The following is a 14857-nucleotide window of genomic DNA, read 5'->3' as shown; positions in this document are numbered from 1 at the left end:
TCCGTGTTCCTGCGTGGCCTAATAGTTATCAGGCCACGACTTTACCTAACTCCGCTTACTTATTCCCTAGTCCTGCAATGCATGGCGAAACAAAAAGCTCTCCTTTATAGGCGCCCTGCAGAGTGCGCTTGGCCACGATCAGCCACATCAGCGCCAACGCCACCACCAGCAGGCTACCGAATGCGCTGAAGAAGCCCAGGTGCAGCAGGCTCGCCAGCTTCAGCGTGGCCAGGGCGTACACCCCCAAAGGGAAGGTAAAGCCCCACCAGCCCAGGTTGAACGGAATACCGCCGCGCAGGTAACGCAGAGTGATCAATACCGCGATCAGCATCCACCATAAGCCGAAGCCCCACAGGGTGATACCTGCAACCAGGCCGAGACCATTGGCCATTTCACCCACGCCAGGCAAGCCGTTGGCGGCAAAGATCGCTGGCGCATCGCCGCCCAGCAACAACATGCCCAGGGCACCGGTACCGATCGGACCCAGCGCCAGCCAGCTCGACGCGGCCATATTGGCGTGGGGCAGTTTGTGCAGGGCCATGCGCAACATCAGGATGGTCAGGATGCTGAACGCCACCGGCAGCGAAAACGCCCACAACACGTAGCTGGTCACCAGCATTACCAGTTGCGAGTGAACATCCGCCAGGTGCGGCGCGAGCAAGCCACCGCTGGCTGCGGCGACTTCGGCCGCCACCACCGGCAGCAACCAGACAGCCGTCATCTGGTCGATGCTGTGTTCCTGGCGGGTGAACATCATGAACGGGATCAGCACACCGCAGGCCAGGGCCATCACCACATCCAGCCACCACAGGGCTTCGGCCAGCGGGATCACGTCGCCGCCCCAACGCGGCAGGCCAAACAGCAGCAGGCCATTGAGAATGGTCGCCAGGCCCATGGGAATGGTGCCGAAGAACATCGAGACCGTGGAGTGCCCGAAAATCCGCCGCGCCTCGTGGAAAAACATCACCCAGCGCGCGGCATACAAGCCACTGAACAGGATGAACAAGCCAATGGTGAACCACCACAGCGCTTCGGCAATGGCATGCAAACCTGGCAGGTTGACCGGCCATTGCGCCAGGGCCAACGCCAGCACGCCGGTGCCCATGGTCGCGGCGAACCAGTTGGGGGTGAATTGGCGAATCACTTCCCGAGGGCGGGTCAGGTGACTGAAGGGTCTGTAGCTGATGGTCGTCGAGCAGGTCATGATGGCAATCCTCTTCCTCGCATGAGGTTGAGGCCATGGTAGAACCTGATCGAATATCTATATAACGGGTAATATCTCTAACTGTTATCTACTTTGTAGATATGCAGGCTGCCTTGGACTTTGCCGAATCCTGCAGCAGCAAAGCGACCAACGCCCCGAGGGCCAGCAGAATGAGGACTGCGCCGTAACCGTCGGTGGTGGCGATCAGGCCAAAGCTGCGAATCAGGTTGCCCGCCAGCAGCGAAGGCAAGCAAAACGCCAAATAACTCAGCACATAGAATGCCGACATCAAGCCTGCCCGTTCATGGGGCAAGGCCAGCGGCACCACACTGCGCAACGCGCCGAGAAAGCCGGCGCCGAAGCCGCTGCCGGCAATCAACGTGGCGATAAAAAACAGCGGCAGGGTGGCGCTGTGCACCGCCGTGAGGATCAGCGCCACACCCACAGCCAACAGCGTCGCGCCGAGGCGCAGCACCTTGCTGGCCGGGCGATTGCGCAGGGTGAAGATCATCAGCGCCCCGCTCACCGTCAGCACCGCCACCAGGCCGCCGCCGATAAGGTTCGACGTAGAACCTGTCGCCGCCCGCACCAGCGACGGCGCCAGGGACAAGTAAAAGCCCCCCATCGCCCACACCGCCACGTCCACCGGCAGCGACAGCCACAACGCTCGACGCGCCTGGGGCGGCACATGCAACGTGGGGCGCAGCGATGCCAGTGCACCGGGAATGCGATCAACGGTTTCCGGCAGGCGCCATACATACAGCGCCTGCACCAGCATCAGCGCCAGCAGCGTCCAGTAGATCAACTGCGTCGGCAGCGGCGCGAACTCCGCCAGCACACTGCTGCCCATCGCACCGCACGCCATGCCCAGCAAAGGCGCCACACTGTTGACCAGCGGTCCCTGCTGGCGGTCGGTGTCGAGCAATGCCGCACCCAGCACCGCCGTGGCCATGCCGGTGGCAAACCCCTGCACCGTACGCGCGGCGATCAGCCAGGCCACGCTGTCTTCATTGATAAACAGCAACATCGCCAGCATATTCAGGACCAGCGCAGTAAAAATCACCGGCTTGCGTCCCAGGTGGTCCGACAGCGAGCCCACGGTCAACAGCGCCGCCAACAGGCTCAAGGCGTACACGCCAAAGATCAGCGTGAGCATGCCTGCCGAAAAATGCAGCCCCTCCTGATACAGGTGATACAACGGTGTCGGCGCACTGGAAGCCGCGAGAAACGTCAGCAAAGTGACCGCCAGGAACACCAGGCTGGAACGATGAGAAGTGAGGCTGGACATGGGCACGCTCCGCTAAAGCTAATATTTTGCTTTTGCGGAGTGTGCTACCCGCCAGCGCTTAAAGCAAATTCTTTGTGTTAAGGTCGCGGCATGGCGATAAAAGAAGGCCTCCGCCCGGGGGGCCGCAGTGCCCGGGTACAAGAATCGGTCCATTCGGCCGTGCGTGAATTGCTGGAAAGCCATGAGCGCTCCAGTGTCACGGTGCCGATGATTGCCGCGCGCGCAGGCGTCACGCCCTCGACCATCTACCGGCGTTGGGGCGACCTCTCGGTGCTGCTCGCGGATGTAGCCCTGGCGCGTATGCGCCCCGACAGCGAGCCCGCCAACACCGGCAGCCTGCGTGGCGACTTGCGGGCGTGGGCCGAGCAGTACCTGGATGAGATGAGTTCGGAGCCGGGCCGCAACATGATGCGCGATGTGCAATGCAGGGTGACGCCGGGGTACTGCGTGAGCATCTTGAGCGGGCAGTTTCAGGCGATTGTTGATCGTTATCCTCAAGACTCGCCGCCGAGCGTGGACCGCTTGATCAACTTGCTCGCGGCGCCGACGGTGTTTCGTATTCTGTTCTCGTCGGAGCCGTTGGCTGTTGAGGAGTTGCATACGCTGATCGAGCTGGCGCTGAAGGCCTGAAGACCTGACACACAACCAAATGTGGGAGGGGGCTTGCTCCCGATTGCGATGTGTCAGCTACAGATAAGCTGACTGACATACCGCCATCGGGAGCAAGCCCCCTCCCACATTTTTTGACCGCGTTTATCAGGTACGCATCCCGCGCCCGCTCACCAGCAACTTCGCGCAACCGATATACAACACCACCGTCGCCACCAGCATGAAGGTGATCGCCACGCTGATCTTGATATCCGACACACCCAGGATGCCGTAGCGGAAGGCGTTGACCATGTGCAGCACCGGGTTGGCCAGCGACACGGTCTGCCAGAACGGCGGCAGCAAGGTGATGGAGTAGAACACCCCGCCCAGGTAGGTCAGCGGTGTCAGCACAAAGGTCGGGATGATCGAAATATCATCGAAATTGCGTGCGAACACGGCGTTGATAAACCCCAGCAGCGAGAAGATCGTCGCCGTCAGCACCACCACCAGAATGGTGACCCCGAGGTGATGCACCTGCAGGTGGGTGAAGAACAGCGACAGCAGGGTCACGATCACCCCCACCATCAGGCCACGCAGCACGCCGCCCAGGGTGTAGCCGATCAGGATGGTGTGCGGCGACACCGGCGAGACCATCAGCTCTTCGATGGAGCGCTGGAACTTGCTGCCGAAGAAACTGGAGACCACGTTGCCGTAGGAGTTGGTGATCACCGACATCATGATCAGGCCCGGCACGATGTACTCCATGTAGGTGAAACCACCCATATCGCCGATCTGCCGGCCGATCAGGTTACCGAAGATCACAAAGTACAAAACCATGGTGATCGCCGGCGGCAGCAGGGTCTGCGGCCAGATCCGGGTAAAGCGCTTCACTTCGCGGTAGACGATGGTCTGCAGCGCGACGAGGTTGGGTTGAAGTTCAGAACTCATACCGCCACCTTCGTCAGATTTTTCTCCACCAGGGACACGAACAACTCCTCAAGGCGATTGGTTTTATTGCGCAGGCTCAGCACTTCGATGTTCTGGGTCGCCAACTGGGTGAACAACGCAGTGATGCCCATGGCTTTATCCACCTGGACTTCCAGGGTGTGGCTGTCCACCAGGCGGCTGGGGTAGCCAAGCAGTTGCGGCGCCACCGACAGGTTGTTCTTCAAGTCGAGCAGGAAGGTCTCCACATGCAACTGGCCCAGCAGGTTACGCATGCTGGTGTTCTCGACGATAGTGCCGTGGTCGATGATGCCGATGTTGCGGCACAGCTGCTCAGCCTCTTCCAGGTAATGAGTGGTGAGGATGATGGTGATGCCCTTCTCGTTCAGCTCGGTGAGGAAGGTCCACATCGAACGGCGCAGTTCGATGTCCACGCCGGCGGTGGGTTCATCGAGGATCAACAGGCGCGGTTCATGCACCAGTGCACGGGCAATCATCAGGCGACGCTTCATGCCGCCGGACAGCGAGCGGGACGGCACGTCGCGCTTGTCCCACAGGCCCAGTTGAGTCAGGTACTGCTCGGCGCGTTCCTTGGCGATTTTCGCCGGGATGCCGTAGTAGCCAGCCTGGGTCACGACGATGTCGAAGGTCTTTTCGAACTGGTTGAAGTTGAATTCCTGGGGCACCACGCCGATGGAACGCTTGAGCGCCGCCGGGGATTTGTCCAGGTCGTGGCCGAAGATATTCACCGTGCCGCTGGTCTTGTTGACCAAGGTGGAGAGAATACCGATGGTGGTGGATTTGCCGGCGCCGTTGGGACCGAGCAAGGCGAAGAAGTCACCTTCGGCAACGTCCAGATCGATACCACTCAGGGCCTGGAAACCGTTGCCGTAGGTTTTGGTTAGCTGCCGGATGGACAGAGCGGAACTCATATCGGAATACGCACCAAAGAAGGGAATAGAAACAGTAGATGAGGGCGCAGCGCACGTAGTTCAACGGCGGCGCATGACAAGCATGGTGCTTGCCCGCGCCGCACAAGTACAGTCACCTGTATTAATAGTCAGTATTAAGTCAACGCGGTCATGACCGCTTTGCGGTAGGCCGGGCGTTGTTGCAGGCGCTGGTACCAGGCCTCCAGATGGGGCATAGAAGGGCGTTCGATGGGCATCTCGAACCAGGCGTAGATAAAGCAGCCCAGGGGAATATCACCAATGCCGAAGGTGTCGCCCGACAGGTAAGGCTGGTCGGCCAATGCGCTGTCCACGGTGCTCAGTGCATCAATACAGGCCTGACGCCCGGCGTTGATGCTGTCCCAGTTCTGCTTTTCCACCGGGGTGCGCACAACGCCCCAGAACACGGCCTTGAACGGCTCGGCCAGAGTCGAGGTGGTCCAGTCCATCCATTTTTCAGCGCTGGCGCGCACTTGCAGGTCACTCGGGTAAAACGCCGACGCGTGCTTGGCGCAGAGGTAACGCACGATGGTGTTGGACTCCCACAACACAAAGTCGCCGTCCTCGATCATCGGCACCCGGCCGTTAGGGTTCAAGGCCCGGTATTGCGGCGTGTCGACCACACCAAAAGCCCCGCCCGCATCAATTGCCTCATAGTCCAGGCCGAGTTCCTCGGCGCACCACAGTGCTTTCCTGACGTTTGATGAATTTTTACGACCCCAGATCTTCAGCATGACCGCGCCTTATTGTTGATGAACATGGCTGGATGAACGCAGCAGCATACGCCGGTTCACGCGCGGCTTAAATCGCTCTGAATATCGCCCAGCAGGGTTGGCATGTCCTCGCCGAACAAGTGCGGGTAACAGGCCTGGATATGCGCGAAGAAAAAATCCTCGGGCACATCCGGGAACTGGCCATGGTCCACCACGTACTCCATCGAGCGCTGCCCCTGGCGGTTGAATGCATGGAATACGCTGTCGTTGACTCCGTCGAAGTCCAGCGGCGGTACGTCGAAGACGTCACACAGTTGCCGGTTGAACGCCGGGGTCGCCTTGACCCAGTGGCCGTCCAGGTAAAGCTCGGTGTAGCCATGCATGGCAAACACATCACTCTTGAGCAACGCAATCAGGCGCGGCGTCGACAGGTGGTTGCGCACGTCCGCCAGGCCGATGCGCGCCGGAATGCCGCAGTGGCGGGCGCAGGCGGCGAGCAAGGTGGCCTTGGGCACGCAATAGCTTTCGCCGGCGGCCAGGGCAAAGCTGGCGCTCAGGCTGCCGGGGGCGCGGCTGAAGGTGTAGGGGTTGTAACGAATCGCCTCACGCACGGCGTAATACAGACTGACCGCCTGGTCACGTAAATTCGCGCTGGAGCCGCGATGTTTTTCGGCGAACTCCACCACCGCAGGGTGGTCACTATCGATGAAGCGGCTGGGACTCAGGTACGTATCCATGAGCTTGATCTCCGAAGGAAGCCTGGAGTTTAACGACAGGCCTGCCCTAGAGATAACGACGAATCGGCCAAATGTCGGCGCCTGATGAGAGGCGCTCCCAACATAACTTCCAGTACAACTTGTAACACCCTGATCACCCCGCTTGTTCGGATGCCGACTAAGCTCCCTGGTGGTTTCGCCCCTGGTTTCACGGAGGATTGAATATGCTGTTGTTGTGGATACTGGTTCTGGTGGTCGGCATTGCCTACCTTGCACATCGCCGCGTCGCCCCCCTGCCCGCCCTGGGTGTGGTCGCCGTTTACCTGCTGGCGATGGGCGCCTGGAGCCACGCACCGGGTTGGCTGCTGTTGATTTTCTGGGTGTTGATCGCTGTAGTGGCCGCGCCCCTGCTGTTGCCGGACCTGCGCCGCCAATACTTCAGCAAGCCGCTGTTCAGCTGGTTTCAGAAAGTTCTGCCGCCGATGTCCGAGACCGAGCGCGATGCCATCGACGCCGGCACCGTTTGGTGGGACGGCGAACTGTTCAGCGGTCGCCCCGACTGGGACAAGTTGCTGGCCTATCCCAAGGCCCAACTGACCGAAGAAGAACAGGCATTTATCGACGGCCCCACCGAAGAACTCTGCGCCATGGTCAGCGACTGGGAAATCGGCCAGGCCATGGACCTGCCGCCAGCCGCTTGGGACCACATCAAGACCCACGGTTTCTTCGCCCTGATCATTCCCAAGGAATATGGCGGCAAAGGTTTCTCTGCTTATGCCCACTCCCAGGTCGCGATGAAACTCGCCACCCGCAGCGGCGACCTGGCCTCCACCGTGATGGTGCCCAACTCCCTCGGCCCGGCCGAACTGCTGCTGCATTACGGCACCGACGAACAACGCAACCACTACCTGCCGCGCCTAGCGCGTGGCGATGACATCCCATGCTTCGCCCTCACCGGCCCGCTGGCCGGCTCCGATGCCGGCGCCATGCCTGACACCGGCGTGATCTGCAAAGGCGAATGGGAAGGCAAGGAAACCCTCGGCCTGCGCCTGAACTGGGAAAAACGCTACATCACCCTTGGCCCGGTCGCGACCCTGCTGGGCCTGGCCTTCAAGGCCCACGACCCGGACCATCTGCTGGGTGAAAAAGAAGACCTGGGCATCAGCCTTGCGCTGATCCCTACCGACACCCCTGGAGTGGAAATCGGCCGTCGCCACCTGCCCCTCGGCGCCGCGTTCATGAACGGCCCGAACTCCGGCAAGGACGTGTTCATCCCCCTGGAGTACCTCATCGGCGGCCAGGAAATGCTCGGCAAAGGCTGGATGATGCTGATGAACTGCCTGTCGGTCGGCCGTTCGATCTCCCTGCCCGCCGTGGGCACCGGCGCGGCCAAGTTCACCAGCCTGGTGACCGGCCAATATGCCCAGGTACGCGAACAGTTCAACGTACCGCTGTCGGCGTTCGAAGGTATCCAGGAAGCCCTGGCCCGCATCGGCGGCAACGCCTGGCTGATGGACAGCGCGCGTATGCTCACCGCCAACGCCGTGGACCTTGGCGAAAAACCCTCGGTGCTGTCGGCGATCCTCAAGTACCACCTGACCGAACGCGGCCGCGAGTGCATCAGCCACGCCATGGACGTGCACGGCGGCAAGGGCATCATCATGGGCCCGAACAACTACCTGGGCCGCAGCTGGCAGGGCGCGCCGATCTTCATCACCGTGGAAGGCGCGAATATCCTCTCGCGCAACCTGATGATCTTCGGCCAGGGTGCCATCCGCTGCCATCCGTTCGTGCTCAAGGAAATGGCGTTGGCCGGTCGCGAAGACCATGACCAAGCGCTAAAGGAATTTGACGGGCTGCTGATGCAACACATCGGCTTTGCCGTGAGCAACGCCGCCAGCACCCTGGTGCTGAACCTCGGCGTTGGGCATTTCGAGAAGGCCCCGGGCAACCGTTTGAGCCAGGGTTATTTCCGCGCATTGAACCGGCAGGCTGCTGCGTTCGCGCTGCTCGCCGACCTGAGCATGATGCTGCTGGGCGGCGAGTTGAAACGCCGCGAACGCCTGTCGGCACGCCTCGGTGATGTGCTCAGCCACATGTACCTGGCCTCGGCGGCGCTGAAGCGTTATCACGACCTGGATTCGCCGGATCATCTGGAACCGCTGTTCGCCTGGGCCATGGAAGAAAGCCTCGGCGAGTCCGAGCGCGCGCTGGATGAACTGCTGAGCAACTTCCCGAATAAAGTGCTGGGCTGCCTGCTGCGGGTGATTGTGTTCCCGTTCGGGCGTCGCCACACCGGCCCTTCCGATGCGCTGGACGCCGAAGTAGCTGCGGTGATTGGCCGCGCCAAAGGCGACCCGACCTTGGAAGAATTGCTCGCGGGCTGCTACCGCCCGCAATCGGCAGAAGATCCGGTGGGCGCGCTACAACATGCCTACGACCTGCTGGGTGCCAGCCACCCGCTGCAGAAAAAACTGCATGCCGCGCTCAAAAGCGGCCAGGTCAAACCGACTGCCGGCGAGCATGCCATCGACGCCGCGCTGCATGCCGGTGTGCTGCAACCGGCGGAAGCGCAAACCCTGCGTGACGCCGAAGCGGCACGGCGCAAGGTGATCGATGTGGATGATTTCAGCAAGGAAGAGCTGGTACACACTGAGGGTAAAGTCCGCTGAGTTGAGCGGTCATATAAAAACGGGCAAAGCCCTGCCTCACAAATACTGATCCGTTTTGACGGCGTCTGTTGTCGCCATGCTGCGTTGCCTGACAACAACAGCCACTCGTCAAAACGAATCGTATTTGTGAGGCAGGGCACCGAGGCATATACTCTCGCGCCCGTTTTTGCTTTAGAGGACTTATCTCGTGTCCAACGTCGTTGCCGATCATCTCGTCTTGCTCGACCACCTGCGCAGCATCCTGGTTGCCGTCGGCGAAGCCGAACAGGTGCCCGAGGAAAGCCACACCCTGTTTCTGGAGCGCTTCGACGAACTGCGCGCCCTGCTGCCGATCGACCCGATCGAAAGCCAGTACCTGGGCCAGGACCTGATGAGCCAGGTCATCCTGCGCTACCCGCAGATCGCCCATCTGGTGCCCCGCGACCTGTTGTGGTTCTTCGGCGGCGATTGCCTGCACTTCATGCCCGATGAAGAGCTGGATCTGTACCAGGCCTTGGAAGAGCGTCGCTTTGAAGCCGAACAGAACGAGGAGCCGTTCGACTGGAACCAGGAAAAGCAACTGCTGGCCATGCCTCAAGACCAAAGCAAACACTGATCTTTCGAGACACTGCACAACTGAATATGGGAGGGAGCAAGCCCTCCTCCCACATTTTCGACGGCGCGCCTATCGACGGCGCAATGTCGGCTCCCTCGCCATGCACTCCACCAGATAATCGATAAACACCCGCAGCTTCGGCGGCAGGTAACGCGTGGGCGAATGCAACAGCCACGCCTCGCCGTGGTAGGACGCAATAAAATCCCACGCGGGCAACACCTGTACCAACCGCCCCTCCTCCAACGCATGCCGCGCAGTGAAATACGGCAAGCTGCCAATTCCCACGTGCTGCAACACCGCATCCAGCCGTACACCGGTGTGGTTCGCGGCATAACGTCCACGCACGCCGACCGTCACCGCCTTGCCACCGTGACGGAATTTCCAGCGCGAGTCACCCGGGGTTTCCCCCAAGTAGATACAACTGTGCTCCAGCAAATCATGGGGATGACTCGGCGTGCCATGCTCGGCCAGGTACTGCGGTGTCGCGCACAGCAAGTGCTCGATGGGCAATAGCTGTCGCCCGACCAGCCCCGGTGGCGGACTGTCGGTGATGCGGATGCTCAGGTCTACATTGTCGTCGATCAGGTCTACATGCCGGTCTTCAAGAATCAGCTGCACATCCACCTTGGGATAACGCCGCAGAAACTCCGGCATATGCGGGTGCACCACAAACCGCCCCACCGCCTTGGGCACACTGACTCGCACCAGGCCCTCGGCGTCGTGGGTGAACTGGCCACTGATCTCCATCACGGAGCGCGCTGCATTGACCATCTCCTGGCAGCGCTTGAAGACCTCCTCACCGCCTTCACTCAGGCGCAATTTGCGCGTAGTGCGTTGCAGCAAACGGGTAGCCAGGGCCTTTTCCAGACGCGAAATACTGCGGCTTACCGCCGACGGCGAAACGCTCAACTGTCGCGCCGCTTCGGAGAAACTCCCGGTCTCTACTACCTTGACGAAAATCGCCATTTCACCCAGTAGCGGCAAAGGAAGATTGATGCTCATGACGCACAGGTCCATTGATATTTGAGCGGATTATCACCCATCCAAGCACTATTTATACTGCCCACAGAACCCTGATGCGGATGTAGAAAATGACCGAGCGCCTGTTTTTCACCCACGATCACCTCACTGCCGAGCTTGAAGTGCTGAGCTGCACCCCCTGCGAGGGCCAGTTTGCGGTCGTTTTGCAGTCGACGATTTTCCATCCCCAAGGCGGTGGTCAGCCGTTCGATACTGGCTGGCTAGGCGATAGCCAGGTGCTGCGAGTCACCCAGGAAACTGATCGCGTGGTCCACTATGTCAACCAACCTGTGGAACCGGGCCCAATCACCGCGCGGGTCGAAGAAGCACGCCGCGCCCTGCACACCCGCCTGCATTCCGCCGGGCATTTGATCGGCAATGCCGGCGAAACCCTGGGCTGGATGCCGATCAAGGCGCACCACTGGCCAGGTGAGGGCAAGATCACGTTTATCCGTGGCGAAACCGCACAAGCCATGGACGCCGAGATCATCCAACAGCAAATCAACCAATGGATCGCCGCCGACTATCCGCGCCATATGACCCTGGAAGACGGCACCCGCGAAGTGGGCTTCGGTGATCTGCCCTCCTACGCTTGTGGCGGCACCCATGTACAAACGCTGAGCGAGTTGGGCCAGGTAACGATACTGGCGCTTTCGGAGAAAAAGGGCGCGTTGTCGGTGCGTTACAGCCTGGACTAGACCGCAGCGTTGAGGGTGCTATCGAGTTTTTAGATAAGCCTCCCAGCGGTCTCCCGGGCACACCTTGGCAGTGGTAGTGTGTCGAAATATTTCTGACATATTGATCAGAAATCTCCTACTTCCCTTTGCAAAGGAATGCCCCTAGCCATGCACTTTCGACTCAAGCATTTAACGGCTGCCACCCTGTTCGCGGTCGGCCTTTCGGTGATAACCACGCCGGCCTTTGCCAACATCACCCCAGAGCAAAGCACGGCGATTCTGAAGAGTTTCAGCGAAACGTCGGTCACTGATTTCCGGGGTTTCCTCGGCACACTCGCCAAGGGAGAGATGGGCAAGGCCGACGACGTAGGCCCGGCGATCGGTGCCTTCCTCGATAACAAAACCCTGACCGCCGACCAGCAGAACGAGATCCATCGCCTGCTAGGTATTTACACCCGAGTGAAATACGGCAAGGCCGCCCTCGACACCCTGCGCGAACTGGTGGAAATCCCGACCTTCAACGTGGACGGCATGCCGCAGTACAAAAACCCGGAGTTCATCCGGATTGCCGACAAGATCCAGGCCCTGGCCAAGACCTTCAACCTGAACTTCCGTAACGTCGACAACCGCGTGTACGAAATTTCCCTGGAAGGCAGCGGCGACGAAGTGGTGGGCATCCACGCCCATGCCGACGTGGTGCCGGTGACACCGGAGAACTGGGTGTTGAAGGATGGCACCAAGCTCGACCCGTTCAAGGTCACGCTGATCGGCGACCGCATGTATGGCCGGGGCACCGAGGATGACAAAAACGGCATCGTGGTGGCGATGTACGCCATGAAGGTGATCAAGGAAGAAAAGTTGCCGCTGGCACGCAACTTCAAACTGCTGGTGGACACCACCGAAGAAACCTCCGGCGACGCGATCCCCTATTACTTCGAACGCAACCCGACGCCGCAGTACAACCTGGCGCTGGATGGTGGCTACCCGGTGGTGATTGCCGAAAAAGGTTATGGCACTGTCATGGCCACCTTCCCGCGCCGCAAGGGGCAAGGCAAAGGCGCCGAAATCATCGCGATGACCGGCGGCATGGCCACCAACCAGATTCCATCGGCCTCAGTCGCCACGCTTGTCAGCGATAAGCCCGCCGAATTGGCAGCCAGCCTGCAAAAAGCCGGCAGCGAATACGCCAAGCGCAACGGTGGCGATTTTGACGTCACGGCCAAGGTTGACGGTAAGAACGTCAAACTGACGGTCACCGGTGTGTCGGCGCACTCTTCCGAGCCGCAATCCGGTATCAACCCGGTAGCGCGCATGCTGGATCTGATCCACAGCGTCGACGGTAAGATCGCCCTCAAGCACAACCACATCACCGACGCTGCGCGGTATGCCGCCGACAACTGGGGCCTGGATTACCTGGGCGGCAAATTGGGCGTGGGCTTCTCCGATGAATTCATGGGGCCGCTGACCACCTCGCTGACCTTTGTCGGGCTGGATGACAAGGCCTTCAAGCTGGCGGTGAACCTGCGTGTGCCGAAGGGCAAGTCGCCGGAGAAACTCCAGGCCGAGATCGCCGACAAGCTGAGCGCCTGGGACAAAAAAACCAAGGTCAAGGTGGACTTCACCTACTCGGTCGCCGAACCGATGTTCCGCAACCCGGAAGGTGAATGGGTGAAGGCGTTGCTGGCCGTAGCCAGTGAAAACCTGGGCATGGAGCACAAATTCGGTACATCCGCCGGCGCGACCTCAGTGCATGAGCTGCCCAATGGCGTGCAATTCGGCCTGGCGCGTCCGGAAGTGAAATACACCGGGCACACCGACAATGAGTTCAAGACGGTTGACCAGTTCTTGCTGGACCTGCAGATCGTTACCGAAATGATGGGCCGTATCGGACAGTTGCCGACGCTCTGACAGAGGTTCGAACCCGCTACAGGCCCGCAATAGATAGCGCATGCAAAAGCGCCGATCAGCATTGATCGGCGCTTGCGTTGATAGACAAAAAACTCAACCTGCCACGCCAAGGAACGGCAACGCCAAGTACAACTTGATCACCACCGCATTGGTGATATCGATGAAAAACGCCCCCACCATTGGCACCACCAGAAACGCAATCTGCGACGGGCCGAAGCGTTGAGTCACTGCTTGCATATTGGCAATGGCCGTTGGTGTGGCGCCGAGCCCGAAACCGCAATGCCCTGCCGCCAACACCGCCGCATCATAGTTGCTGCCCATGACCCGGAACGTGACGAAAATCGCGAACAACGCCATCAACAACGCCTGCGCGGCCAACAGGATCACTATCGGCAGTGCCAGTGCCGCCAGGTCCCAGAGCTTGAGCGACATTAAGGCAATGGCCAGGAACAACGACAAGCTGACGTTGCCCAGCAGCGATACTTCACGCTCGAACACCTGATGCCAGCCCAGCGCCGACAACCCGTTACGCAGCACTACACCGATAAACAGCACGCACACAAAGGTGGGCAATTCGAACGCCGTACCTTCAAGAAAACCATTGAGCAAAGTGCCGACCTGCAGGCTGATCGCGAGGAGTGCCAGGGTTTCGATAAAAGAGAATGAAGTGATCAAGCGTTCCTGATGCGGCTGCTCGAAGCCCCTGGCCAAGCGCGGTTGCGGGTGCTCCAGGCATGGCGTCTGGACACGTTTGATGAGCAAGCGCGCGACCGGCCCGCCAATCAAGCCGCCGAGGACCAAACCGAAGGTCGCCGAAGCGATGGCCAGTTCGGAGGCGGAGGCGACAGCATATTTTTCGCTGAACACCGAGCCCCACGCAGCCCCAGTGCCGTGGCCACCCGACAATGTCACGGAGCCAGCAAGCAAGCCCATCAGAGGGTCAAGTCCCAACGCCGTGGCCAACGCAATACCCATGGCGTTCTGCACCACCAACAGTGCGGTGACGACCAGCAGGAAAATACCCAGGATGCGTCCGCCTTTCTTCAGGTTGGCGAAGTCCGCATTCAGTCCAATGGTGGCAAAAAATGCCAGCATCAACGGGGCTTGCAACGAAGGGTCGAACCGCACTTCGATATCAGCCAGCCCGCGCAACGCCAGCAGCAGCACGGCAACCAATAAACCGCCGGCCACCGGTTCAGGAATGTTGTAAGTGCGCAAAAAGCTGATTCGCGCGACCAGCCCGCGCCCCAGTAAAAGAACCAGTGACGCGGCGACCAGGGTGGAATAGAAATCGAGTTCAAGCATCTAGGCAGCTCTCTGGAATGGGCCGGGAAATCGGACACGCCAGAGTAAAGATCGCGAAACCTATACGCACCAACCTCACGCCAACTACAGATAAGTCCTGCAAAACGCACAACATGTCCTACAAAACAGGTGTGCATCATCGAAAAAACAGCACGAACAAAAACGCCGATCATCGCTGATCGGCGTTTTTGTTAAATATGGAGCGGGAAACGAGACTCGAACTCGCGACCCCGACCTTGGCAAGGTCGTGCTCTACCAACTGAGCTATTCCCGCAA

The 14857-nt window shown here is 60.1% G+C and carries 13 protein-coding genes and 1 tRNA gene; 5 read left to right on the top strand and 9 right to left on the bottom strand.

Going from position 1 to position 14857, the window contains the following annotated elements:
* Nucleotides 1-55: 55 nt before the first annotated feature.
* The gene (locus AB1462_RS12240; protein ID WP_090399847.1) at nucleotides 56-1204 is read right to left on the bottom strand and encodes a TDT family transporter; all 1149 of its coding nucleotides are present in this window, start codon (nucleotides 1202-1204) and stop codon (nucleotides 56-58) included.
* Nucleotides 1205-1292: 88 nt separating this feature from the next.
* The gene (locus tag AB1462_RS12235; RefSeq protein ID WP_259194578.1) at nucleotides 1293-2492 is read right to left on the bottom strand and encodes an MFS transporter; all 1200 of its coding nucleotides are present in this window, start codon (nucleotides 2490-2492) and stop codon (nucleotides 1293-1295) included.
* Between the two features lie 90 nt (nucleotides 2493-2582).
* Between AB1462_RS12235 and AB1462_RS12230 the strand changes: the two genes are divergently transcribed.
* Nucleotides 2583-3122 carry a TetR/AcrR family transcriptional regulator gene (locus AB1462_RS12230; RefSeq protein ID WP_090399852.1) on the top strand — a complete coding sequence of 180 codons (540 nt, stop codon included), beginning with the start codon at nucleotides 2583-2585 and terminating at the stop codon, nucleotides 3120-3122.
* Between the two features lie 126 nt (nucleotides 3123-3248).
* Here AB1462_RS12230 and AB1462_RS12225 read toward each other — a convergent pair whose 3' ends face one another.
* From AB1462_RS12225 to AB1462_RS12210, 4 genes are all read right to left on the bottom strand, one after another.
* Entirely contained in the window at nucleotides 3249-4028 is a 780-nt protein-coding gene (locus AB1462_RS12225; protein ID WP_012723134.1) for an ABC transporter permease, read from the bottom strand.
* Nucleotides 4025-4957: an ABC transporter ATP-binding protein gene (locus AB1462_RS12220; protein WP_090399856.1), complete on the bottom strand. Its 933-nt coding sequence runs from the start codon at nucleotides 4955-4957 to the stop codon at nucleotides 4025-4027. Before AB1462_RS12220 ends, AB1462_RS12225 begins: the two co-directional genes overlap by 4 nt.
* Nucleotides 4958-5091: 134 nt before the next feature.
* Complete coding sequence (locus tag AB1462_RS12215; protein ID WP_367246773.1) at nucleotides 5092-5709, bottom strand: glutathione S-transferase family protein; 618 nt, start codon at nucleotides 5707-5709, stop codon at nucleotides 5092-5094.
* A 56-nt stretch (nucleotides 5710-5765) separates the two neighbouring features.
* Nucleotides 5766-6425: a transglutaminase family protein gene (locus tag AB1462_RS12210; RefSeq protein WP_090399861.1), complete on the bottom strand. Its 660-nt coding sequence runs from the start codon at nucleotides 6423-6425 to the stop codon at nucleotides 5766-5768.
* Between the two features lie 203 nt (nucleotides 6426-6628).
* Here AB1462_RS12210 and AB1462_RS12205 point away from each other — a divergent pair, with 203 nt between their 5' ends.
* Both AB1462_RS12205 and AB1462_RS12200 read left to right on the top strand, forming a co-directional pair.
* Entirely contained in the window at nucleotides 6629-9076 is a 2448-nt protein-coding gene (locus AB1462_RS12205) for an acyl-CoA dehydrogenase (protein WP_259194576.1), read from the top strand.
* Nucleotides 9077-9263: 187 nt separating this feature from the next.
* Complete coding sequence (locus AB1462_RS12200; RefSeq protein WP_053128652.1) at nucleotides 9264-9671, top strand: PA2817 family protein; 408 nt, start codon at nucleotides 9264-9266, stop codon at nucleotides 9669-9671.
* Nucleotides 9672-9740: 69 nt separating this feature from the next.
* Here the strand turns inward: AB1462_RS12200 and AB1462_RS12195 are convergent, their stop codons facing one another.
* Entirely contained in the window at nucleotides 9741-10673 is a 933-nt protein-coding gene (locus AB1462_RS12195; protein ID WP_367246772.1) for a LysR substrate-binding domain-containing protein, read from the bottom strand.
* Between the two features lie 89 nt (nucleotides 10674-10762).
* Between AB1462_RS12195 and AB1462_RS12190 the strand changes: the two genes are divergently transcribed.
* Both AB1462_RS12190 and AB1462_RS12185 read left to right on the top strand, forming a co-directional pair.
* Entirely contained in the window at nucleotides 10763-11389 is a 627-nt protein-coding gene (locus tag AB1462_RS12190) for an alanyl-tRNA editing protein (RefSeq protein WP_315338921.1), read from the top strand.
* A 147-nt stretch (nucleotides 11390-11536) separates the two neighbouring features.
* Nucleotides 11537-13276 carry a dipeptidase gene (locus tag AB1462_RS12185; protein ID WP_367246771.1) on the top strand — a complete coding sequence of 580 codons (1740 nt, stop codon included), beginning with the start codon at nucleotides 11537-11539 and terminating at the stop codon, nucleotides 13274-13276.
* Nucleotides 13277-13369: 93 nt separating this feature from the next.
* Here AB1462_RS12185 and gltS read toward each other — a convergent pair whose 3' ends face one another.
* Complete coding sequence (gltS, locus tag AB1462_RS12180) at nucleotides 13370-14581, bottom strand: sodium/glutamate symporter (RefSeq protein ID WP_090399872.1); 1212 nt, start codon at nucleotides 14579-14581, stop codon at nucleotides 13370-13372.
* A gap of 198 nt (nucleotides 14582-14779) precedes the next feature.
* Nucleotides 14780-14855 (bottom strand) — tRNA-Gly (locus tag AB1462_RS12175).
* Nucleotides 14856-14857 lie beyond the last annotated feature (2 nt).

The organism is Pseudomonas sp. SB113, from assembly GCF_040754745.1.
In the GTDB taxonomy this organism is placed as follows: domain Bacteria; phylum Pseudomonadota; class Gammaproteobacteria; order Pseudomonadales; family Pseudomonadaceae; genus Aquipseudomonas; species Aquipseudomonas grimontii.
Note: the sequence above shows the minus strand (reverse complement) of the source record. Positions and strands in the feature narration are given on the sequence as shown.